Consider the following 21,337-nt stretch of genomic DNA (forward strand, 5'->3'; position numbering starts at 1 on the left):
TAGGCTAGTACCGTGTTACTCCATCTTTAGTAACAAGCGCAAATACCAGAGGTTGGGCAGGAACAGGTTCAGAAGTGATACGGTAGGCTTCTAACACCTTACCTTCAGCTTCCTCTACTTTCTTCTCACTGGCATCATTGATATGCAAGACTGCAAGCGTCTCACCGATCTCTACAGCATCTCCAACCTTTTTAGAAAGTTGAATTCCCACAGCCAGATCGATTACGGATTCCTTAGTTTCACGTCCAGCTCCAAGCAGCATAGCCGCAACGCCAATTTCCTCGGCCTGAATCCCTTCTATGAACCCTTTGGTTTTTGCTTTCACTTCAATGAATCGCTTAGCCGTAGGGAGCTTCTCCGGAGAATCAATTTGCGATACATCTCCACCTTGTGCCTTCACGATTTGTTTGAACTTCTCTAGCGCACTGCCATCTTCAATATGCGTCATAAGAATCGAACGTGCCTCCGCTTCATCCTTGGCTTTGCCGCCAAGAACAAGCATCTGGCTACCCAGAATAAGACAGACCTCCTGCAGATCCTTCGGACCGTGACCCTTCAAGGTCTCGATTCCTTCCTTAATTTCCAACGCATTTCCGATCCCGTAACCAAGCGGCTGGTCCATATCACTGATAATCGCAACGGTATTGCGACCCAGATGCGTTCCAATGTCAACCATCGCCTGAGCGAGTGCTATAGAATCATCCAGCGTCTTCATAAAAGCACCGCTGCCTGTTTTGACATCCAACACGATCGCATCCGCACCTGCTGCAATCTTCTTGCTCATCACAGAGCTTGCAATAAGGGGGATGGATTCAACTGTTGCAGTTACATCCCGAAGGGCGTACAGCTTTTTGTCTGCGGGTGTAATGTTACCCGACTGGCCGATCACGGCAGCCCCGATCTCCCCTACTTGGTCAAAGAAACGCTCACGAGCCATCTCGATAGAGAAACCACTGATGGACTCCAGCTTATCGAGCGTGCCTCCAGTGTGCCCAAGTCCACGGCCGGACATCTTCGCTACCGGTACTCCAGCAGAAGCTACCAAGGGTGCCAGTACTACAGTTGTTTTATCGCCCACTCCGCCTGTGGAGTGTTTATCGACTTTAATACCTGCGATTGGACTAAGATCTACTTGATCGCCGGACATCGCCATTTCCATCGTTAAATCGCCGGTCTCCCGCGCGTTCATGCCTTGAAAATAAACAGCCATTGCCCATGCAGAGAGCTGATAATCAGGCACTTCACCTTTACTGTAGCCCTGTATTAAAAAGGAAATTTCCTCACGACTCAGCTCTCCACCATCTCTTTTTTTCTGAATAATATCGACAGCTCTCATATTACACCTGCACTTCACGGACAATTGCGCGAGCAAGTCCGATAAATTTTGGTCTAGTCAAATTAGTTACCTTCATTATCTGTTCAAACGTCAATGGCTCAAGCTCATTCACTTGTGTCATAGATTGGACCTCCCAAAAATTCATAATGCAGTACCCGAAATTACATTTTCGGAATAAAGCCCAACACCAGCTTCAGGAAACGCTCACGCACACGATCTGCAGTTTCCATAACCTCTTCATGGTTGAGCGGTTGATCCAGAATTCCCGCAGCCATGTTAGTAATACAGGAGATACCCAATACCTCGATACCTGCATGCCGGGCAACAATGGTTTCCGACACAGTAGACATGCCCACAGCGTCAGCCCCTAGATGACGAAGCATTACGATTTCAGCAGGTGTTTCGTAGCAAGGTCCCAGCAGACCTGCATATACGCCTTCTTTGAATTCGAAATTCTGCTGCGCTGCCGTTTCCTTCGCTACCTTGATCAGGCGGCGGCTATAAGCGGTTGACATATCCGGGAAGCGCACGCCCAGTGCAGGATCATTAGGTCCTATTAACGGGTTCCGTCCCGTCATATTCAGATGATCCGTAAGGAGCATAAGATCGCCCGGCGTGAAATCTGTGTTCACTCCACCAGCAGCATTAGTTACTAATAGGCTGGCTATACCAAGTTCTTTCATAACCCGAACAGGGAATGCCGTAACCTCCGGTCCATAACCCTCATACATATGAAAGCGGCCCTTCATCATCACGACACGGCGTCCTTCAATCATACCGATCAGCAGTTCTCCCTCATGCCCTTCTACAGTGGACACAGGGAAGTGAGGAATCTCATCATATGGAATGCTGATTCCATCGGTGATCAGATCTGCAAGCACACCGAGTCCTGAACCAAGGATCAATCCAATTTCCGGAGCCACCGGACATTTGTCTTTTATATAAATGGCTGCTTCTTGAATTTCTTTTTGAGTTAACATGCTATGGATGATCCTCCTTAATGAATGTTGTGGCGCAACCCACATTCTTTTATTGCAGTTTCGCTAAAAAGCTTGTCCCATACTGCGGCGCCTTCGCACCGAAATTATCAGCAATGGTTGCAGCAACATCCGAGAAGGTCTCACGAATACCCAAGCTATCTGGATGCTTAAGGCGTGGGCTGTAAATAAGCAGCGGCACATATTCACGAGTATGATCTGTTCCACTATGGATTGGATCATTCCCATGATCTGCTGAAATAATCAACAGGTCATCTTCACCAAGCGTGGATAGAATTTCAGGCAGCGCCTGATCGAATACTTCCAGTGCATGACCGTATCCTTCCGGATCGCGGCGGTGTCCATATAAAGAGTCAAAATCCACCAGATTCGTGAACAGCAACCCGTTGAACGGTTGGCGAAGCTGCTCAATGGTAACTTCGATACCATGTTCATTGCTCTTCGTAGGGTAAGAAGCTGTAACCCCTTCACCTGTGAAAATATCGTTGATCTTTCCTACCGCGATAACATCTTTTCCGATATCAGCCAGCGAATTCATTACCGTTGGTTCCGGTGGTTTCACGGCATAATCATGGCGATTCGAGGTCCGTACGAACTTTCCTGGTTCGCCAACATATGGACGAGCAATAACGCGCCCTACGGAGAATTCAGGAGCCATAGTTAGCTCACGGGCGATTTTACACGCGCTGTATAGCTCTTCCAGTGGAATGATATCTTCATGTGCCGCAAGCTGGAATACACTGTCCGCAGAGGTGTACACAATCCAAGCTCCGGTCTTCATCTGCTCTTCGCCATATTCAACTAAAATTTCCGTACCGGAAGCCGGTTTATTACCGATCACTTTCCGGCCAGTTGCTGCTTCGAATTTCTCAATCAATTCTGCCGGAAATCCATCCGGATACGTATTGAATGGAACCTCAATTTTCAGCCCCATCAGCTCCCAGTGCCCGGTCATCGTATCCTTACCTACAGATACTTCCTGCATCTTGCCATAATATCCAGTTGGTGAAGCTACAGGTTCAAGTGGCGGCAGCGGAGCAATATTAGCTAATCCTAACTGCTGAAGGTTAGGCAGTTTTAATCCGGGAACACGGTTCAAAATATGGCCAAGCGTATGCGACCCTGCATCACCAAAATTCGCAGCATCTGGAGCTTCTCCGATACCTACACTATCCAAAACAATAAAACCAATTCGTTTAAATGAGGACATATTGTCTTCACTCCTTTTTTAATATAGATCGTTCGTTCATTCGTTTGCACCAACAAGAAGAAACGGCTGTACCTTCTCCCGGAAGTCAGACGCTTCCGTAGCTAGCGATACAATGTATCGCCTGTCAGGTATCCGTTTCTGCCAAAGGATAACCTGTGGAAAATTACCCATTCCCCAGTCTATCCTATAAGTATGATTCCATCATAACTATCTTACTCACAAAAAGCATCTTTGAAGCATGATCAGCGAGCTCTGGGATGATGGCTCTCATATACTTCCTTCATATTCTTACGCGCGATACCGTTATAAATCTGAGTCGTCGAAATATCAGCATGACCCAGCATTTGTTGTACGGAACGCAAATCCGCTCCACCTTCCAGTAAATGGGCGGCAAAGGAATGCCTAAGCGTATGCGGTGTAATATCCTGCTCAATGTTTGCTTCCCGAGCGTATTTTTTTATGATTTTCCAGAACCCCTGGCGGGTTAAACGCCCACCTAGGCTATTCAGAAACATGGCCGGCTCCTCCTGATGATCACGAAGCAGCTTGTCCCGCATAAGAGAAATGTAAGCTGCTACACTCTCTGCAGCAATGGTTCCAATGGGAACCACTCGTTCCTTGCCCGAAGTCCCTGTACAGCGCGCAAACTTCATGTCTGTATGCACATCGTCTACGTTAAGAGAAATTAATTCAGAAACCTTTATCCCCGTTGCGTAGAGCAATTCCAGCATAGCCTTATCGCGCATCCCTTGTGCTGTACTCACATCTGGAGCAGCTAGCAGCCGCTCAACCTCCGAAACCGCAAGCACCATAGGTGGCTTCTTATCGGGCTTCATGGTTTCCATGTCCAATGTTGGATCCTGCTCAATTAAACGTTCCTTCAGCAAATAATGAAAAAAGGCCCGCAGGGACACCGCGTTTCTATTGAGCGTTGCAGTGGCTCTTCCCGCTCCGCGTAAGGAGCCAAGATATAACATCACATGAGATCTTCTGATTTCTTCAGGCTGTTTAACCCCCCGCTCTTCAGCAAACTCTAGAAACTGCGATACATCCCTACCGTAAGATTCCAGTGTATTCGGGGACAAGCCTTTATCTCCGGACAAATAATGTAAAAAAGGCTGCAAGTGTGACTTCATTATTTCACGCTCCTGTCCTGGCGCAGCTACTCTTAGTGTCTTCCTGCAGCACATTCAGCATGAGGCTTTAGCAGATGTGTACACAACGCTTACTCTGCATAAATCCACCCTAGCTTTCTTCGACATTCTTCTCGCTTGTTCCTGCTTCCTGCGGAGCTTTCATTCTCCGAACCAGTAATAGAAACGCAAGCGCTGCCGCGCATCCAGACCATCATCACCAACCTCGGCGTGATCAAATGCCCGAACAGCGGTACCTTCAGGAATTCCATAGTTCTCTATCGGACTGAGCCATTCCCCTAGCCAGCTCATAGCATAGTAGAGTAAATAGCTTAGAGCCACAAACATGATCATAAAATACAGCTTACGCACTGTTTTGGGCACAGAAACAATCATAAGGACGCCTCCTATTACATATAAATGAATTCTGCTCGTCCTTCATTTTATGCTCCAAAAAAGGCTGATATGTATGGCTCTAATAGACTAATCATTTAAAAAGCCCCCTCCGGTATAGGAACCGGGGAGGACTTGTGAAGTTAATTCTTAATATAAGATAACTTTAGGATGGATTTCCGTCTGTATTGTTCTTATCAGTACAGCGGTAGCAAATTCCATGGAAATCAAGTCTATGATCAAGCACTGTGAAATTAAACTCTTTCTCCAGTCGCTCTTCCAGCGGACCGAGCCAATCCTCGCGAATCTCATCCATACTGCCGCATTGCACACAAATTAAGTGATGATGATGATGCTTCGCAGTATCTGTTCGCAAATCATACCGGGCTACACCGTCGCCGAAATTGATCTTTTCTACGACATGAAGCTCACTGAGAAGTTCGAGGGTACGATACACAGTCGCAAGACCGATCTCGGGAGCTTTCTCCTTCACGAGCATAAATACGTCTTCCGCGCTAAGATGATCTTCCTCATTCTCCAGCAGCACTCTTAAGGTCGCTTCCCGTTGGGGTGTAAGCTTGTATCCTTGGGATTGTAACTGTTGCTTAATCTTGTCTATCCGTGCTTCCACCTGTCTCCCTCCCCCTTGGATAATTACCGCACCGGTCTTCAAACCACTTCTTCCATTATAGGGGGTGTCGCTTTCAGAAGTCAAACGCTTTTACTGCACAGTCAAGGTCGTCACCGCTTGTACAAGTGAAGGCGTGACCCAACGCATCATGGTTGGTGTAACCCAGGTCTCAAAACATGAAATACCCAGGATCAAAAGCGCCATCACAAATGACAATATAGTGTACATGGTAAAAGGACGAGTCACTGGCGTCCGGCGCTGTCCCATCACCCGGCTGCGGATCATCTGCAAGGAAAAAGCTATCGCAGCTGCACTGCTAACCAGCAACACAGGGATCAGCACCAGATTATGTGGAGCCACAGAGACTAACGCGAACAACATCCCATGCCAAGAATATTGACTGACCAGACAGCCAACCGTAAAACCAATCAGTACCCCTTTTAAAAAATCAAGAATCAAAATTCCCGGCAGCCCAATGACCGACAACCCAAGAATCCAGATCAGTCCGATCCATTTCAGATTCAAGGCCGCTATACTCCAGTACGAATCAGGTGCGGCGGGCAGACCTTGCTGATCAACCGTAACAAAGAAATTCCCCAGATAATCCCCCAGCTCCTGCTGCTGATCCATCGTAAGCGCACTAACGATAAGAGCTCCAAATACAACACCTACCAGAAATAATACGCCGACAAAAATATACAGAGGCGTCTGTTCCTTCATCATCAGCCGTAAATTACGCATTTGGGACGTTCCCCTTTCCGGTTACATGTTACACCATATGAGAAAACGTCCCGCGATATGACTTGTCCTTCAGGTAATGACTCTACTTTCTGGGCTGAACCACTTTACCGTACGTCCCGCCACCGCCTGCTGATAGCTCCAAAATTCCAGAGCGGGCCTGGACGATCATCGACGCCAGATCCGCACCTACAACGCTGGCAATTTCCGCTTCACCACAACCATGTAAAATGTTCATCTCAGTTCCAAACGCTTGCAGTAACGCGTTCATCTTCGCCTTCCCTAACCCCGGGATAAATTCAAGCGGAACCTGATAATGATAGGGTGGACGGTCAGCAGGCACTAACGGCGTCTTGCGGTCCGCAATATCTAGGATCCGGTCGAAGACACCTCTAACCAGCTTAAGACTGCCGCAATATTGGCAACGATCCGAGTTGACATAAGCCTCATCAATAATACTGCCACAGCCCCCGCAATAGCTCCGGTGGTATTTGCCAAGCCGCGGATTAAGTCCGAAATTAGCACTTACCTTCCGCCCATCTTTACGTTCCAGTGCAAGCCGCAGTTCAGCGAACGATGGCTGTGCCAGCTCCATCACATTATACTCACGCCCTAACTTACCCAGTGAATGCGCATCTGAGTTGGTTAGAAACGTGAAATTATCCAGCTCAGAGAGATATCCAGCCATTTCGGAATCTGCACTCAGCCCAAGTTCAACCGCAGCTATGCGGTCCAGATCAAAGATGTCCGCCATACGCTCGGCAGCACAGCCGTACAAGCCCTTGTGAGGCGTGAAAATATGTGCAGGGATAAGAATGCCTCCCCGGCCGTAAATCTCATCCTGAAGCTCCCTAGCCGGAGCATACAGGCGTTGGGAACTTAGATTCACGTTCCGCATATAGCGGCTCATCCACGCACTAAAGTCAGTCATGCGTTCCACGTCCGGCATGTAAGCGAGCACATGGCACTCTTTTCGCCCAGGCTCGCGGATTTCAATCTCTGTTCCCAGAATGATCGTAGTCCCTCGGTAAGCAATGCCTCCACCTTCAGCTAATGTCATCTCTCCAGATTCCAAAGACCGCTGAATATCCCGCAGGACGCCAGGTGAATGACTATCTATAATACCGATCATTTCTAGTCCTTTGCGCTCTGCAGCTTCTTTGGCAATTCCCGCAAAGGTAAGCTCGCGGCTGCCGCTAATTTTGACAGCCTGACCTTCCGACGTTCGCCCAATATGAACATGCAAATCGCAATAGAAACTCTTCAGTTCAGTTGTTAATTCCATTGGCCTGTCAGCGTGTATAGATGCCAAGCGTACACTGCCATCATCGTTTTTGCATCCGCGATGCGCCCGTCAGCCATATATTGATACGCTTCCTCCAGGGTAAGCTCCGAAACCTCTAGAAATTCATCCTCGTCCAGTGACATGTCCCCTGGTTGAGCGTTAGTAGTCACATACAAATGAATAATCTCATCGGCGAAGCCGGGAGAAGTATAGAAAGATTTAAGCAATTTCAGATCTCCACTGTGAAATCCAGTCTCTTCCTGAAGTTCACGACCAGCCGCAACTAATGGATCTTCACCTTTATCCAGCTTCCCAGCCGGAATTTCTACCTCAGTGCGTTGCATGGGCTGACGGTATTGCTCTACAACAAGCATTTTGTTGTTGTTTAAAGCAAGCACCGCTACGGCGCCGGGATGCTTCACAACTTCACGTGTCGCAGTATTTCCATCAGGCAGTCTCACTGTGTCCACCTGCAAAGATATAATCTTCCCATCAAAAACAGGCTGTGTAGACAATGTCACTTCATCAAGCTCGGGTTTGCTGTTCAAATGTTGTTCTCCCATAAAGTTTCTGGTCTCCTTTTTCTCTATTGTGCATACGGTGTATTATAGCAAACTTAAAGGGAAAGAAGGAATTTCAGATGAATGAAATCTTCAGCCGTACAAGCTCATCCGCAGTGATGATGGTAGGTAAGCCGGAGGAAATAAAGGCCATCTTGGCTGGATGGATCCAGCAGTATGGGCGCGATATGCCCTTGGCATACATTCTTTCCCTGCACGATCAATCCGCAATTCTTCCGTCCAAGGCAGGATGAATTCATCCTCTCCTTTGGGACTTAGCCATACATGTTCACACAACTATAGGGGTGTCTCAAAAGCCATGAAATGGCTACTGGGGCACCCCAGTCTTTTTGCGTCGCCCCGATTAGGGGGAATTGCGCTTAGACCGCTGGTATTGGGCAAAGGTTGATTGATTAAGCAACTAATGGGCTTACGATGCTGGCGTCAGACACAACTTGTTGATCGCTCACGATGCTGGCATCTAGCACAAGTTGTTTGATTAGGTTACTATTGCGCCTACCTTTGTACGCTTTCGGACTCAGTTGACCTTAAACACACCTTTTCCCCACTTTTGCTATGCTATCGGACCCCAGTGACGCTATCAGCACGAAAAACACACTATATACTACTCTTCTTATGGAATAGCTGCGCTGGTGTCCGTTACTCTGCTCAAATGGCGATTAATTTGCTTTTAGCGTCATATGGGTCCTTTCGCCTCAAGAGAGGGGACGGACTTAGCATTATCGCTCTCTGACATCGGAAGTGACTCGCGCTATCGGACTCAGTTGCCCTTAAACACACCTTTTCCCCACTTTTACGATGCTATCGGACCCCAGTGATGCTATCGGCACGAAAAACACACTATATGCTACTCTTATTATGGAATAGCTGCGCTGGTGTCCGTTACTCTGCTCAAATGGCGATTAATTTGCTTTTAGCGTCATATGGGTCCTTTCACCTCAAGAGAGGGGACGGACTTGGCGCTGTCGGTTGTGTCTCTGTGCTGTGTGATGTGTCTCAGTACTATCGAATGTGACTCGTTGCTGACTCTGCGCTGTGTAATGTGTCTCTGTGTTATCGAATGTGACTCTTTGCTGTGTGTGACTCGCGCTATCGGACTCAGCTGCACTTAAACACACCTTTTCCCCACTTTTGCTATGCTATCGGACCCCAGGGACGCTATCGGCACGAAAAACACACTATATGCTACTCTTCTTAAGAAATAGCTGCGCTGGTGTCCGATACTCTGCTCAAATGGCGATAATTTGGCTTATAGCGTCATCTGGTTCCTTTAGCCTCAAGAGAGGGGTGGCATCCGGGCATTCCGGAAATTTCTACTTCGAGACTCGCCAAAAGCGGCATTAGAGGTCGCATGACTTTTTTTGGGATTACCCTAAATATAGCTGCACTAAACTCCCCATAAAAAAAATACAGAGCAGCAATCCTCCGTTACGGTAGAATCGCTGCTCTGCTGTTTTATAAGGTGGTTAGCCCTTTACGCTCTCTTTTACAATATTCACAACGAGTTCAGCCACTTTAACGATATCTTCGGCTTTAATCCGTTCCTTGGTAGTATGGATATGTTCATAACCCACTGCAAGGTTAACAGTCGGAACATCTAGACCGTTGAACACGTTAGCGTCACTACCTCCGCCAGAGTGGAACAGACGTGGAGTAAGCCCCATAGAAGTAATGGCCCGCTGTGCAAGCTGCACTACCGGATCATGTTCATTAAAGCTAAAAGCAGGGTAGATGATTTCACTGCGGAATTCGCATTCTGCGCCGTATTCCCGCACAGTTGTCTCGAGTGCTTCGCGCATCGAAGCGATTTGATCGCCAACCTTCTCCTGCACAATACTGCGTGCTTCTGCATCCAGCTGGACGTGATCGCACACTACATTCGTTGGGCCGCCGCCAGCGAACTTTCCAATATTCGCTGTGGTTTCGTTATCAATACGACCCAGCTTCATGGCTGCAATCGCTTTGCTAGCGACTTGAATTGCGCTGATGCCGTCCTCTGGGTTCACGCCAGCATGAGCCGATTTCCCAAAGATTTGCATCGTGATTTTAGCCTGTGTCGGTGCTGCCACCGCAATCGCTCCAACTTCACCATTGGAATCAAGCGCAAAGCCGAAGTCTGCATCCAAGTTGCTTGGATCCATCGAACGTGCGCCCAGCAATCCAGATTCTTCACCCGCTGTAATCACGAATTGAATCTGACCATGCGGAAGCTTTTGCTCTTGGATCACGCGAATGGCTTCGAACAATGCCGCAAGCCCTGCTTTGTCATCAGCTCCAAGAATCGTAGTGCCATCACTTGTAATCCATCCATCTGAACCAAGTGTAGGCTTGATATTTTGTCCGGGAACAACCGTATCCATATGGCATGTGAACAGAAGCTTTGGAGCAGCTCCTCCATTCTCAGCTGGCCAGGTAATGAATAGATTACCTGCTCCATGTCCGGTTCTTTCCTGGGAATCGTCTTCGAGCACTTCTAAACCCAGTTCGTTAAACTTACTCTTAAGGACATCGGCAATCTGCCGTTCATTTCTTGTTTCGCTATCAACTTGGACAAGTTCCATAAACTCCTGAATCAATCGGTCTTGTGAAATCACTGGACTTCCCTCTCTTTCGTGAATACGGTACAATGGTTGTACGGCATTACCATCTTCATGTTAATAACTTAAACTAAATCTAAAGGAGTTACCCATGCAACGTAATAAATGGTTCAAGATCTTCATCTACGTCATGTTGTTTGCCATGATTGCCTCTACGCTCTTTATGGTTATCGAGCCGTTCCTTGCAGGTTAAACATTGCTCAGGAAGCATTAATAATAGCGGCTAGGAACTCCTTGCCGCTATTTGGCCTGCACGTTTGTTCCTAATCAACCTTTGCCATATCACAGAAAGTATCCATCAGCTCTTCATATGGAAAATGTTTTAAGAAATATGGAACCAGCTCTCTAGCCACCTCTTGAAGCTCAAATCGACGACCTGCACATTCCTCTAGAGAAGTTATCCCAAAATCGGTGATCCCGCATGGAATAATCCCTTGAAACCCGCGCGCCGCAATCCCCTCAGAAATGTTAAAAGCAAAACCATGACTGGTAATAAAACCTCTTCTAAATTTACTCTTATTAAACTTCACACCAATAGCACAGATCTTCTCATCGCCAACCCATACTCCGGTGTACTCCGGTTTACGATCTCCGGCAATACCGTAGGATGCCAAATAATCAATAATAACAGCCTCCAGACTGCGCAAGTACCCATGCAAATCCACTTTGCCATCTTCTCCGAGCTTAAGGATCGGATAACCTACAAGCTGACCGGGTCCGTGATATGTAATATCTCCTCCGCGATCGATTTCAAACAGCGCGATTCCTTTTTCTTCGAGCTGCTCATGATCCAAGAGAAGATGTTCAGGATGATTTTGTGAACCAATAGTATAGGTAGGCGGATGCTGCAAAAGAATAAGTCTCTCCGGCTGCTCGCCAGAATCAATGGCATGCACACTTTCTTTTTGCAGCTCCCAGGCCGTCCCATACTCCATAATAGGGTCATATGAAATCTGCAGCTTACGAATATCCGAATTATTCATACCGTCAGGTCCCCTTTTTCAGTCTCATGCCTGCACAGTTTGGCTCGTTATTATTTTAGTAAAGTTTCGTATCCGGGGTATATCCTTCAATGTTATCCTTGACGCGTTGCAAGAAACGACCACAAATGACTCCGTCCAGAATCCGATGATCGAGCGACAGACAAATATTAGCCATTGATCGCACACCTATCATATCGTTAATGACCACAGGTCTTTTTACAATCGATTCAAATGTTAAAATCGCTGCCTGTGGATAGTTAATGATTGGATAAGAAAGAATGGAGCCAAACGAGCCTGTATTATTTACAGTGAAAGTCCCTCCCTGCAAATCTTCCAGGCTCAGTTTGCCTTCGCGTGTTTTTTGTGCCAATTCATCAATCTCACGAGCCAACCCAGCGACATTTTTCTGATCAGCCTTCTTAATCACAGGAGTGATAACCGAATCTTCTGTACCTACCGCTAACGAGATATTGATATCACGTTTGACAATAATTTTGTCTACAGCCCAGACAGAGTTCATAATCGGGTAATCCTTAATCGCACTCACAACAGCCTTCATCATGAAAGCCAGATAGGTTAGATTGATACCTTCTTTACGCTTGAACTCATCCTTATGTTTATTGCGCAGTGCGACCAGATTAGTCACGTCTACCTCAATCATTGTCCAAGCATGCGGAATCTCAGAGACACTTTGACGCATTCTTGTAGCAATTGTATTTCGGATTGGCGTTACATCAATCAGGTATTCAGAACTGCTGCCTCTGCCACCCTCAACTTCAATTGTTGGAATACGAGGAGATTCGCTCAAATGTAGACCCGAATGGCGAAGTGGCTCTTCTGCCTTCTTCTCTTGGGCTTGAACGAACTGTGGAGCAGGCGGTTGTGACGCCATTGGGGCAGGCTGGCTAGCAGAAATCGAAGCTGCAGATCTAGCTCCGCCGCTTTCGAGGAAAGTCAGCACATCCTTACGGGTAATCCGACCACCCATACCAGTACCAGCAACTAAAGTCAGATCGATGTTATGTTCAGCAGCCAAAGTCTGTACCGCAGGAGAATAGCGTGCACGCATCATATCGCCAGCAGTTGAAGTCGCACTTTGTCCTGCAGCATTATTAGAGGAATTAGCTGCAACTGTGTTAGTGTTAGTCACGTTTGCAGCAGCAGATGCAGTCACAGGCACGGCTATACGACAAATGACTTCGCCGACATTGACAACCTGGCCTTCTTCCGCCAATAGTTCACCCATAACTCCATCTATCGTTGAAGGTAATTCAGCATTTACTTTATCTGTAATAAGCTCACATATTGGTTCGTATTGCTCTACCGGATCGCCCGGTTTCTTCAGCCATTTTCCGATCGTCGCCGATACTAGCGATTCCGCCAGCTGCGGCATGATCACGTCAGTCAACTTTTGGTTGTCAGACATCTTTTCACTCCTTAAAAGTTTTACGAAGCATTGACTCTTAGAAAGACTACATAGTAAAACTTGCTTCGTAAGCATATTCTTAAAGTTTTACGAAGCTTCGTCAGCATCACCTGAGTTTTAGGAAGCTTCGCATCTACTCAACAAATTAATATTGTGCCAGCCGGAGCATTTCCGCCTTCACTTTTTCTTTACTTAGCATGAAAAACTTCTCCATTGGCGGGCTGATTGGCATCGCCGGAACATCGGGACCACAAAGACGGAAGATTGGTGCATCCAGCTCGAACAGACAATGCTCAGCGATAATGGCCGCCACTTCGCCGCCAATTCCGCCTGTTTTATTATCTTCATGCACAATCAATACCTTACCGGTCTGACGGGCAGCAGCTATGATCGCATCACGATCCAGCGGTTGCAAGGTACGCAGATCAAGAATATGTGCTGTAATTCCTTCCTCGCGTTCCAATTCTTCCGCAGCCTGCATAGCAAAATGCAGCGGGAGACTGTAGCCAATCACCGTAATATCCGTTCCCTCACGCAGCAGATTAGCTTCGCCAATTGGAACGGTGTAATCCCCTTCCGGCACTTCTTCCTTGATCAGCTTGTAACACTTTTTGTTCTCAAAGAAAAGAACCGGATCAGGATCACGTACGGCTGCCTTCAGCAATCCTTTAGCATCATAAGCGGAGTAAGGCGCTACAATCTTCAATCCAGGTGTACCAAAGAAAATCGATTCTGGACACTGTGAATGATACAAACCGCCGAACACCCCGCCGCCAATAGGAGCACGAATGACAACCGGGCAACTCCAATCGTTATTTGAACGATAGCGGATTTTAGCCGCTTCACTGATAATTTGATTCGTCGCCGGAAGCATAAAGTCGGAGTATTGCATTTCAGCTATTGGTTTCATTCCGTACATAGCTGCTCCGATGGCTACACCAGCAATCGCTGATTCAGCGAGGGGTGTATCCATAACCCGCTCTTCGCCAAACTGTTCCTGTAGACCTTTAGTTGTGGTAAATACGCCGCCTTTGAGACCAACGTCCTCACCAAGCACGAACACGGAATCATCGCGCTCCATTTCTTCCTTCATCGCGAGCCTGATGGCATCGATATATTCCATTATAGCCATGGTTTATGCCCCTCCTTTGAGGTCGGAATCACTGTATACATGCAGCAGTGTGTCTTCCGGTTTCGGGAACGGAGCATTATCGGCATACTCGATAGCCGCTTTAAGCTCAAGATTGCATTCAGCAGCAAGATCTTGTTCTTGCTCGTCACTCCACAATCCCAGACCGATCAAGTAATTACGGAATCCTGCTACGCCGTCCTTCTTCCAGTTCTCATCAACCTCTTCTTTGGTCCGGTAAGCCAGATCATTATCTGAGGTGGAGTGTGGAGATAAACGGTACATCATCGCTTCAATCAGCGTAGGACCTTCACCCGCGAGGGCTCTTTCCCGCGCTTCCTTAACGACACGATAAACCTCAAGCGGATCGTTTCCGTCTACACGCACACCAGGAAATCCATAACCCAGTGCACGGTCGCTAACCTTGCCGCCTAACTGTTTATGAACAGGAACAGAGATTGCGTACTGATTGTTCTGGCACATGATAATAACCGGCAGCTTATTCACTCCGGCAAAGTTACAAGCTTCATGAAAATCCCCCTGATTGCTGGAACCTTCACCGAAGGTTACAAAGGAGACGAATTTCTTCTTCTGCATTTTGGCCGCCAGAGCAAAGCCAACCGCATGAGGGACCTGCGTGGTTACAGGGCTTGACCCTGTCACAATACGCAGACGTTTGCTGCCAAAGTGACCCGGCATTTGCCGCCCACCACTGTTTGGATCTTCTGCCTTAGCGAATACGGACAACATAAGTTCGCGTGTAGTCATACCCACTGAGAGCACGAAAGCATAATCGCGGTAATAAGGTAAAAAATAATCATTTTGCCGGTCCAGCGCGAACGCCGCCGCCACCTGACCCGCCTCCTGGCCTATACCGGAGACATGAAAGTTGATCTTGCCAGCGCGCTGAAGCAGCAGACTGCGCTCATCGTATTTACGAGCGAGCGACATATATCTGTACATATCGATGACCTGGCCGTCACTAAGTCCAAGCTGCTTATGTCTGTTAATCGTTTCTACAGTACCTTGGGGTTCCATAAAGAGATACCTCCTTATTCATAAAGCCTGAAGTCTTACAGGAATTAAGACCAATTGTGCCCTGATCTTAAAACCTGGTACTAAGACTTGACTTGAGTATATTATAATCCCTTTCTACCCAAAAAGAAAAGCTAAGAAAAACTAAAATCCAATAGATCTTCCATCCACAGCTAACATTGCTTCTCCGATAATCTCCGAAAGGGTAGGGTGAGCATGTATAGCTTCACCAATCTCCCAAGGTGTTGCATCCAGAAGCTGTGCCAAGGCCGCTTCTCCAATTAGATCCGTCACATGAGGACCAATCATCTGCACACCAAGAATATCTCCACTGCTACGATCCGCTACAACTTTCACAAATCCATCCTTCTGGCCATATACAATTGCCTTACCAATGGCCGAGAATGGGAACTTGCCAATCACTACATCATGTCCAAGCTCTTTAGCTTCCTTCTCGGTGTAGCCCACACTTGCTACCTCAGGCCGAGTATAGACACAACGTGGTACTAAATGTGTATGATAAGGATGTAGCTTCTCACCAGATAGATGGTTAACCGCCATTATCCCTTCATGACTGGCTGCATGAGCCAATTGAAGCCCACCGATGCAGTCGCCAATGGCATAAATATGCGGCTCTGCCGTCTGCATACTAGCGTTTACAGCAATAATCCCTTTGTCAAAGCGAATGTCTGTGTTTTCCAGACCAATATTCTCGATGTTGGCGACTCTGCCTACGGATACAAGCAATTTTTCTGCCGTTAGGCTTTGACTTTGCTCTCCCTTACGGGCTTCGATCGAAATTCCATCCTCCGTTACCTGGCAGGTTGCAGCATCCACTGTAGTTTCAGTCAGTACCTTAACCCCACGCTTTTTCAACAACCGTTGCAGTTCCTTAGCTATCTCTTCATCCTCTTGAGGCAGTAACTGACCTGCCGCTTCAACCACAGTCACCTGCACTCCAAAATCAGCCAGCATTGAAGCCCATTCGACCCCAATTACACCACCGCCCACAATGATGATAGAGGATGGCAGCTCTTCGAGCATGAGCGCTTCATCACTGCTAAGAATCACTTTCCCGTCTGGTTCGAGACCAGGCAATACTCGGGGGCGTGAGCCCGTAGCGATAATAAGATGGCTGGAAACTACTGTTTCCATTTCCCCATCTTCCAGTTCCACAGCTACAGCACCGCTGCGCGGAGAAAAAATAGAAGGACCCGTTACGCGCCCTTTACCTTTGACAACTTGTATTTTATTTTTGCGCATCAAATATTGTACGCCTTGATGAAGTTGCTCAACTACAGCTTCTTTGCGTTTCTGTACCTTTGGGAATACCAGCTGTACACCGCTTGTCTCAATGCCATAGCTCTCACTCTCATTGATTTCAGCATATACCTCTGCACTACGGAGCAGCGATTTACTAGGAATGCAGCCCCGATGCAGACAGGTTCCTCCCAGTTTGTCCATTTCGATGACGACAACGGACTTTCCAAGCTGTGCAGCGCGAATAGCCGCCACATACCCTCCAGTACCTCCGCCAAGTATGGCCACGTCACATGAAATTGTCATGATATGTATCCTCCAGTCATTACACGTAAGTTCATTTTACTTAGTATATTGTACTCTCTTTTTGCTCTATTACAAAACTTATAAACGTCATATGCAAATGGACTTTTTCTTGCTAAAGCGTTATCATATGGGTGAATCTAAAGGGCTAAGAGGGGTAGGAGACACTTATGAAACTGTTAATTTCACGCTTCATTGCCATCCTTATTCTTGTGTTTCCGGGCTTAATAGCAATGAAGGGCTTCCTCATGATGAAGGATGATATTTTTGATTACATATCCATGCATGGTGATGATTCTGTTGTGCCCCACTTTGCTTGGCTGCATTTCGGTGGTGGATTGCTGCTCTTCGCAGCTGGCATGACTTTCCTTGGTGGCTGGATTCTGGCTAGGGACCGTAAGAAGAATTACGTAGGTCCAAGGTTCAAGGAGAAGCAAAAGGCGAAACAAGCCGGAACGCAGGAACCGATCTCTTAAGAGGCTATGCTAAACTTAGGATCAGCTTTTTCATCTCATCATTTATTCACCTGATCATCTGAATCTCGAATCGCACACAATCAAGCCTTATTACCCTGCTGATTGTAATTTGTACAATAGATTTCCCCACATTCAAACCCTCCCAGCTCACCCGATCTGGTGCTCGTTATCTATCATAAATAACATAAAGGCGAGAACTTCATGGACGCAATCTGCGCTACCTGAAAATTCTCGCCTTTTTCTTAAATACCCGCCTTATCAAGCGCCTCTTTCCGCCGCCCCTGTACCAACTCGCTGTACAGTCCGCCTTGCTTCAGCAGCTCTTCATGAGAGCCTTGCTGCAATAATCTGCCGCCCTGAAGCACAAGAATTCGATCAGCTGCACGTATCGTGCCAAGTCTATGAGCAATGACGAAGCTCGTTCGCCCTTTCATCAGCGCCTGCAGCCCTTCCTGAATCTTGATCTCGGTCACTGTATCAATACTGCTGGTTGCTTCATCAAGCACAAGCATAGAGGGGTTAGCAAGAATCGCTCTCGCAATGGAGAGCAGTTGCTTCTGCCCTTGGCTTATACCGCTGCCATCCGCCGAGAGCATCCGTTCATAACCTTCGGGCATTCGCATGATAAAAGAATGGGCATTGGCCAGCTTAGCCGCCTCTTCAACCTCTTCATCGGACGCATCCAGCCTCCCGTATCGGATGTTATCGCGGATACTCCCTTTGAACAAAAAGGAATCCTGCAATACAAAGGCCATATGACTTCTCAAGCTTTCCCGCCGAATCGAAGTGATATCTAAGCCATCCAGCGTGATTTTCCCCTGATTAGGATCATAGAAACGGGATAACAGCCCAATTAGCGTTGTTTTGCCTGCACCGGTAGGTCCAACTAAAGCGATCATCTCGCCAGGCTTCGCTTCAAAGCTGATATCCTGCAGCGTGTTAGAACCTCCATCATAAGAAAAAGCTACATTTTCAAACTTCACCGCACCCTGTACAGTTTCAAGTGATTTGGCTGCACCTTCATCTTTAGCCTCGGTCTCTTCGTCCAGCACTTCAAACACCCGCTCGGCCCCTGCCACCGCTGAGAGCAAGGTATTCCACTGATTCGCTAAATCATTAAGCGGACGAGTAAACTGGCGGGTATATTCCACGAATACGATGATCACACCCACTGTAATCGACCCACGGATCGCAAGCAGACCACCAATTCCTGCAACTATGGCGAAGCTGAGATTATTAAGACCATTCATAAGCTTGGGGATGAAACCAGAAATGGACTGCGCCCAGTAGCCTGACAGCATAATTCGCTTGTTGCGTTCATGAAAACCAGAGATGACGCGTTCCTCTTGTGAAAAAGCCTTGATAATCCGTTGTCCGGATAAGGTCTCCTCAATATAACCGTTAAGCTCCCCTACATTGCGCTGACGTTCTTTAAATAGTGGGCCTGTACGGCGTGTAATCCAGCGCATGCCTAACAACATCAAAGGCACTACGAGGAATGTGAGCAGCGTCAACAAGGGACTAAGCCACAGCATAACCCCTACGGTTCCTAGCAAGGTTAAGACACTTGAAAATATCTGAATAGCCGAGCTATTCAACGTAGAGCTGACGTTCTCGATATCATTGGTAAGACGGCTCATAATTTCCCCCTGCTGTCTCCGATTAAAAAAGGAAATAGGCAGACGGTGTAAATGGGAGAATAGCTCCGTACGCATCCGTAATACAGTTTCTTGAGCAATTTCGATCATCCATATGTTTTGCAGCCAAGAAGTCAGAGAATAAAAAATGTACACACAAGCAAGGCTTGTCAGAAAAACAACCCATGATCGCCCGCCGGTACCTTCCAGATAATTATCCACCGCTCTGCCAATCATGTATGGCCCCAGCAGCGCAAGCGCTGAGCTGAAGACAACCATGATCAGTACAAGAATAAGCGTGGCTTTACGCTCAGCTAGATAACTCCAGATCCGGATCAGCGTCCCTGACCAATCCTTCGCCTTTGCTTTGGGTTTGCCGCCAGATGCTGTCCCTAGACTTCGTCCCACGCCAAGTTCAAAATTCGGTTTAGGATGACGAAAAGGTTCAATTAATGCTTTGAACATGCTGCTTCGCCTCCTCTACCTGTGATTCATAAATCTTGCGGTACAGCTCGGAGCTTGCCATAAGCTCCTTATGCGAGCCTTTGCCAATTAATCGTCCCTCATCCAGCAACAGGATCAAATCGGCTGATGCCGTTGAACTGATTTTCTGAGTAATCAAAAAGGTTGTACAGGAGATATCCTTTAACGCCTCCAGCAAAAGCCCTTCCGTAACCGCATCAAGAGCACTGGTGCTGTCATCAAGGATCAACATAGCCGGTTTTCTAACAAGTGCACGGGCAATCGTTAACCGCTGCTTTTGTCCGCCGGAGAGATTAACCCCTCGTTGACCAAGCATCGTGTCATAACCATCTGGCAACCCTTTTACCGTCTCGTGAATTTGTGCAGCTCCCGCTGCTTGTTGGATTTGTTCCAGTGTGGCGTGTTCATTGCCCCATGCAATATTATCGCGAATTGATCCGCTGAAAAGCTGCAATTCCTGAGGCACATAACCTATCGATTTCCGCAGTCTGGAAATATCGATATCGGCACTTTTTTCACCGTCAATCCAAATGGTGCCGTCTGTCTCTTCATACAAGCGCGGAATCAAACTCACGAGTGAGGATTTTCCTGATCCGGTCGCCCCCATAATCGCTACTCGCTCACCAGCAGCTACTTCAAAATGAATGTCCTCCAGGACAGAGATATCACTATTAGGATACTTAAAGCAAACGCCTTCAAATTTAACGTGGCCCTGAATCGGCTCACCTTGCAAAGTCCCGCCTTCACGAACTCCAGCTCCCGCTTCCATAACTTCTGAAACACGTTGAGAGGAGGCACGAGCGCGGGAAAACGTTACAACAAGACCAGAGATAGCTGATAACGCTCCAATTGTTCGCAAGGAGTAATTAATAACAGCAACAGTCTGACCCAAAGTAGCATCCCCGCTGGAAATGGCTATCCGTCCAAACCATAAAATCGCCAAAATCGCCGCATTCACAATAAGCATAACAAAAGGCATCGTCGTCTCAGTCAAACGCAAGGCAGACACTGTTGATCTCATCAAATTCCCGCTAAATACAGTGAAACGTTCAATCTCATACCCCATACGCACAAATACGCGGATCAAGCGAATACCCGTAAGGTTCTCCTGAATCACGCCATTAACTCCGTCTAAACGCTGCTGGACCGTACGAAATAACAAGGAAGCTTTTCTCATAATCCAGTAGAGGAAAAAAATCAACAAAGGTAACGCCACCGTCAGCAGTAATCCCAGCTTCACATGAACAACTAACGCCATAATCACACTGCCTACCACAACAAGTGGCACCCGTGTCATAAAGCGCAAGCTCATAAAAATAGTATCCTGCAGCTGTGATACATCGCCAGTCAGACGGGTAATCAGTGACGAAGTAGCAAAACGATTAAATACTTCATACGTAAAAGACTGTACCTTTTCGTACAATTTGTCCCTAAGATCGAACGCAAAGCTCTGACTTGCATGGGCAGCAAAAAAAGAACTGAGTACCCCGGCTGTAAACGCAACTACCGCGCTGCCGATCAATACACTGCCCCACAGCCATACTACAGAGGTATCTTTTTCTCGGATCCCCAAGTCAATGATTTTGGAAATGATCAAAGGCTGTGATAATTCTACCGTCAATTCAATGAGCATCATTACAAGGGCAGCTATTGCAGCTACCTTATATTTTTTGAGAAAAGAGAAAATCAAAGCCATTCGCATA

General features: G+C 47.2%; 20 protein-coding genes. 3 read left to right on the forward strand and 17 right to left on the reverse strand.

Annotated features, from left to right (window positions below; translation table 11 throughout):
* Nucleotides 1-4: 4 nt before the first annotated feature.
* The 9 genes from NST40_RS22090 to NST40_RS22130 form a co-directional block, all read right to left on the reverse strand.
* Entirely contained in the window at nucleotides 5-1,336 is a 1,332-nt protein-coding gene (locus tag NST40_RS22090; RefSeq protein WP_036676056.1) for a pyrimidine-nucleoside phosphorylase, read from the reverse strand.
* A 161-nt stretch (nucleotides 1,337-1,497) separates the two neighbouring features.
* The gene (locus NST40_RS22095; protein ID WP_036676055.1) at nucleotides 1,498-2,316 is read right to left on the reverse strand and encodes a purine-nucleoside phosphorylase; all 819 of its coding nucleotides are present in this window, start codon (nucleotides 2,314-2,316) and stop codon (nucleotides 1,498-1,500) included.
* Between the two features lie 49 nt (nucleotides 2,317-2,365).
* A complete protein-coding gene (gene deoB, locus NST40_RS22100) occupies nucleotides 2,366-3,544 on the reverse strand; it encodes a phosphopentomutase (RefSeq protein WP_076129494.1) in 1,179 nt (392 codons plus the stop codon).
* Nucleotides 3,545-3,786: 242 nt separating this feature from the next.
* A complete protein-coding gene (gene xerD, locus NST40_RS22105; RefSeq protein WP_076219664.1) occupies nucleotides 3,787-4,680 on the reverse strand; it encodes a site-specific tyrosine recombinase XerD in 894 nt (297 codons plus the stop codon).
* Between the two features lie 159 nt (nucleotides 4,681-4,839).
* Nucleotides 4,840-5,073: a DUF4227 family protein gene (locus NST40_RS22110; RefSeq protein WP_036676052.1), complete on the reverse strand. Its 234-nt coding sequence runs from the start codon at nucleotides 5,071-5,073 to the stop codon at nucleotides 4,840-4,842.
* A gap of 163 nt (nucleotides 5,074-5,236) precedes the next feature.
* Nucleotides 5,237-5,701 (reverse strand): Fur family transcriptional regulator, encoded by a 465-nt coding sequence (locus NST40_RS22115; protein WP_036676051.1) that lies wholly within the window; start codon nucleotides 5,699-5,701, stop codon nucleotides 5,237-5,239.
* A 90-nt stretch (nucleotides 5,702-5,791) separates the two neighbouring features.
* Nucleotides 5,792-6,442, reverse strand: a complete 651-nt coding sequence (gene spoIIM, locus NST40_RS22120) for a stage II sporulation protein M (protein WP_036676050.1) — start codon at nucleotides 6,440-6,442, stop codon at nucleotides 5,792-5,794.
* An 82-nt stretch (nucleotides 6,443-6,524) separates the two neighbouring features.
* Nucleotides 6,525-7,724, reverse strand: coding sequence for an endonuclease Q family protein (locus NST40_RS22125; protein ID WP_312150532.1), 1,200 nt, complete (start codon nucleotides 7,722-7,724; stop codon nucleotides 6,525-6,527).
* Nucleotides 7,715-8,287 (reverse strand): NUDIX hydrolase, encoded by a 573-nt coding sequence (locus NST40_RS22130; RefSeq protein WP_076276680.1) that lies wholly within the window; start codon nucleotides 8,285-8,287, stop codon nucleotides 7,715-7,717. The genes NST40_RS22125 and NST40_RS22130 overlap by 10 nt, the downstream gene beginning before the upstream one ends.
* A 77-nt stretch (nucleotides 8,288-8,364) precedes the next feature.
* On the opposite strand from NST40_RS22130, the gene NST40_RS22135 reads away from it, so the two are divergent.
* Entirely contained in the window at nucleotides 8,365-8,538 is a 174-nt protein-coding gene (locus NST40_RS22135; RefSeq protein ID WP_162636775.1) for a hypothetical protein, read from the forward strand.
* A 1,233-nt stretch (nucleotides 8,539-9,771) separates the two neighbouring features.
* Here the strand turns inward: NST40_RS22135 and NST40_RS22140 are convergent.
* Nucleotides 9,772-10,899: a tripeptidase T gene (locus NST40_RS22140; RefSeq protein WP_076129490.1), complete on the reverse strand. Its 1,128-nt coding sequence runs from the start codon at nucleotides 10,897-10,899 to the stop codon at nucleotides 9,772-9,774.
* 94 nt (nucleotides 10,900-10,993) lie between these two features.
* Between NST40_RS22140 and prli42 the strand changes: the two genes are divergently transcribed.
* Nucleotides 10,994-11,095, forward strand: a complete 102-nt coding sequence (gene prli42, locus NST40_RS22145) for a stressosome-associated protein Prli42 (RefSeq protein ID WP_094872112.1) — start codon at nucleotides 10,994-10,996, stop codon at nucleotides 11,093-11,095.
* Between the two features lie 70 nt (nucleotides 11,096-11,165).
* On the opposite strand, the gene lipB is transcribed toward prli42, so the two are convergent.
* The 5 genes from lipB to lpdA all read right to left on the reverse strand — a co-directional run bounded on the left by lipB (nucleotide 11,166) and on the right by lpdA (nucleotide 17,041).
* On the reverse strand, nucleotides 11,166-11,885 hold the full coding sequence (lipB, locus tag NST40_RS22150) for a lipoyl(octanoyl) transferase LipB (protein WP_076219292.1): 720 nt from the start codon (nucleotides 11,883-11,885) through the stop codon (nucleotides 11,166-11,168).
* 55 nt (nucleotides 11,886-11,940) lie between these two features.
* Entirely contained in the window at nucleotides 11,941-13,311 is a 1,371-nt protein-coding gene (locus NST40_RS22155) for a dihydrolipoamide acetyltransferase family protein (RefSeq protein ID WP_076184130.1), read from the reverse strand.
* A gap of 145 nt (nucleotides 13,312-13,456) precedes the next feature.
* Nucleotides 13,457-14,443, reverse strand: a complete 987-nt coding sequence (locus NST40_RS22160; RefSeq protein ID WP_036676034.1) for an alpha-ketoacid dehydrogenase subunit beta — start codon at nucleotides 14,441-14,443, stop codon at nucleotides 13,457-13,459.
* 3 nt (nucleotides 14,444-14,446) lie between these two features.
* Nucleotides 14,447-15,478, reverse strand: coding sequence for a thiamine pyrophosphate-dependent dehydrogenase E1 component subunit alpha (locus NST40_RS22165; protein ID WP_076184133.1), 1,032 nt, complete (start codon nucleotides 15,476-15,478; stop codon nucleotides 14,447-14,449).
* A 141-nt stretch (nucleotides 15,479-15,619) separates the two neighbouring features.
* The gene (lpdA, locus tag NST40_RS22170; protein WP_076219293.1) at nucleotides 15,620-17,041 is read right to left on the reverse strand and encodes a dihydrolipoyl dehydrogenase; all 1,422 of its coding nucleotides are present in this window, start codon (nucleotides 17,039-17,041) and stop codon (nucleotides 15,620-15,622) included.
* A gap of 167 nt (nucleotides 17,042-17,208) precedes the next feature.
* Here lpdA and NST40_RS22175 point away from each other — a divergent pair, with 167 nt between their 5' ends.
* A complete protein-coding gene (locus NST40_RS22175) occupies nucleotides 17,209-17,514 on the forward strand; it encodes a DUF2627 domain-containing protein (RefSeq protein WP_076219294.1) in 306 nt (101 codons plus the stop codon).
* 242 nt (nucleotides 17,515-17,756) lie between these two features.
* On the opposite strand, the gene NST40_RS22180 is transcribed toward NST40_RS22175, so the two are convergent.
* Nucleotides 17,757-19,616 (reverse strand): ABC transporter ATP-binding protein, encoded by a 1,860-nt coding sequence (locus NST40_RS22180; RefSeq protein ID WP_341003323.1) that lies wholly within the window; start codon nucleotides 19,614-19,616, stop codon nucleotides 17,757-17,759.
* On the reverse strand, nucleotides 19,597-21,330 hold the full coding sequence (locus NST40_RS22185) for an ABC transporter ATP-binding protein (RefSeq protein WP_076184143.1): 1,734 nt from the start codon (nucleotides 21,328-21,330) through the stop codon (nucleotides 19,597-19,599). Before NST40_RS22185 ends, NST40_RS22180 begins: the two co-directional genes overlap by 20 nt.
* Nucleotides 21,331-21,337 lie beyond the last annotated feature (7 nt).

Origin of the sequence: Paenibacillus sp. FSL R10-2778 (assembly GCF_038593035.1) — a bacterium.
Lineage (GTDB): Bacteria > Bacillota > Bacilli > Paenibacillales > Paenibacillaceae > Paenibacillus_AQ > Paenibacillus_AQ odorifer.

Coding starts and splice junctions, on each gene's coding strand:
- NST40_RS22130 (WP_076276680.1), bottom strand. CDS start 8,287: ATGGGAGAACAACATTTGAACAGCAAACCCGAGCTTGATGAAGTGACA.
- NST40_RS22155 (WP_076184130.1), bottom strand. CDS start 13,311: ATGTCTGACAACCAAAAGTTGACTGACGTGATCATGCCGCAGCTGGCG.
- prli42 (WP_094872112.1), top strand. CDS start 10,994: ATGCAACGTAATAAATGGTTCAAGATCTTCATCTACGTCATGTTGTTT.
- lipB (WP_076219292.1), bottom strand. CDS start 11,885: ATGAATAATTCGGATATTCGTAAGCTGCAGATTTCATATGACCCTATT.
- NST40_RS22125 (WP_312150532.1), bottom strand. CDS start 7,724: ATGGAATTAACAACTGAACTGAAGAGTTTCTATTGCGATTTGCATGTT.
- xerD (WP_076219664.1), bottom strand. CDS start 4,680: ATGAAGTCACACTTGCAGCCTTTTTTACATTATTTGTCCGGAGATAAA.
- NST40_RS22160 (WP_036676034.1), bottom strand. CDS start 14,443: ATGGCTATAATGGAATATATCGATGCCATCAGGCTCGCGATGAAGGAA.
- NST40_RS22175 (WP_076219294.1), top strand. CDS start 17,209: ATGAAACTGTTAATTTCACGCTTCATTGCCATCCTTATTCTTGTGTTT.
- NST40_RS22095 (WP_036676055.1), bottom strand. CDS start 2,316: ATGTTAACTCAAAAAGAAATTCAAGAAGCAGCCATTTATATAAAAGAC.
- NST40_RS22135 (WP_162636775.1), top strand. CDS start 8,365: ATGAATGAAATCTTCAGCCGTACAAGCTCATCCGCAGTGATGATGGTA.
- NST40_RS22180 (WP_341003323.1), bottom strand. CDS start 19,616: ATGTTCAAAGCATTAATTGAACCTTTTCGTCATCCTAAACCGAATTTT.
- spoIIM (WP_036676050.1), bottom strand. CDS start 6,442: ATGCGTAATTTACGGCTGATGATGAAGGAACAGACGCCTCTGTATATT.
- NST40_RS22185 (WP_076184143.1), bottom strand. CDS start 21,330: ATGGCTTTGATTTTCTCTTTTCTCAAAAAATATAAGGTAGCTGCAATA.
- NST40_RS22090 (WP_036676056.1), bottom strand. CDS start 1,336: ATGAGAGCTGTCGATATTATTCAGAAAAAAAGAGATGGTGGAGAGCTG.
- deoB (WP_076129494.1), bottom strand. CDS start 3,544: ATGTCCTCATTTAAACGAATTGGTTTTATTGTTTTGGATAGTGTAGGT.
- NST40_RS22110 (WP_036676052.1), bottom strand. CDS start 5,073: ATGATTGTTTCTGTGCCCAAAACAGTGCGTAAGCTGTATTTTATGATC.
- lpdA (WP_076219293.1), bottom strand. CDS start 17,041: ATGACAATTTCATGTGACGTGGCCATACTTGGCGGAGGTACTGGAGGG.
- NST40_RS22165 (WP_076184133.1), bottom strand. CDS start 15,478: ATGGAACCCCAAGGTACTGTAGAAACGATTAACAGACATAAGCAGCTT.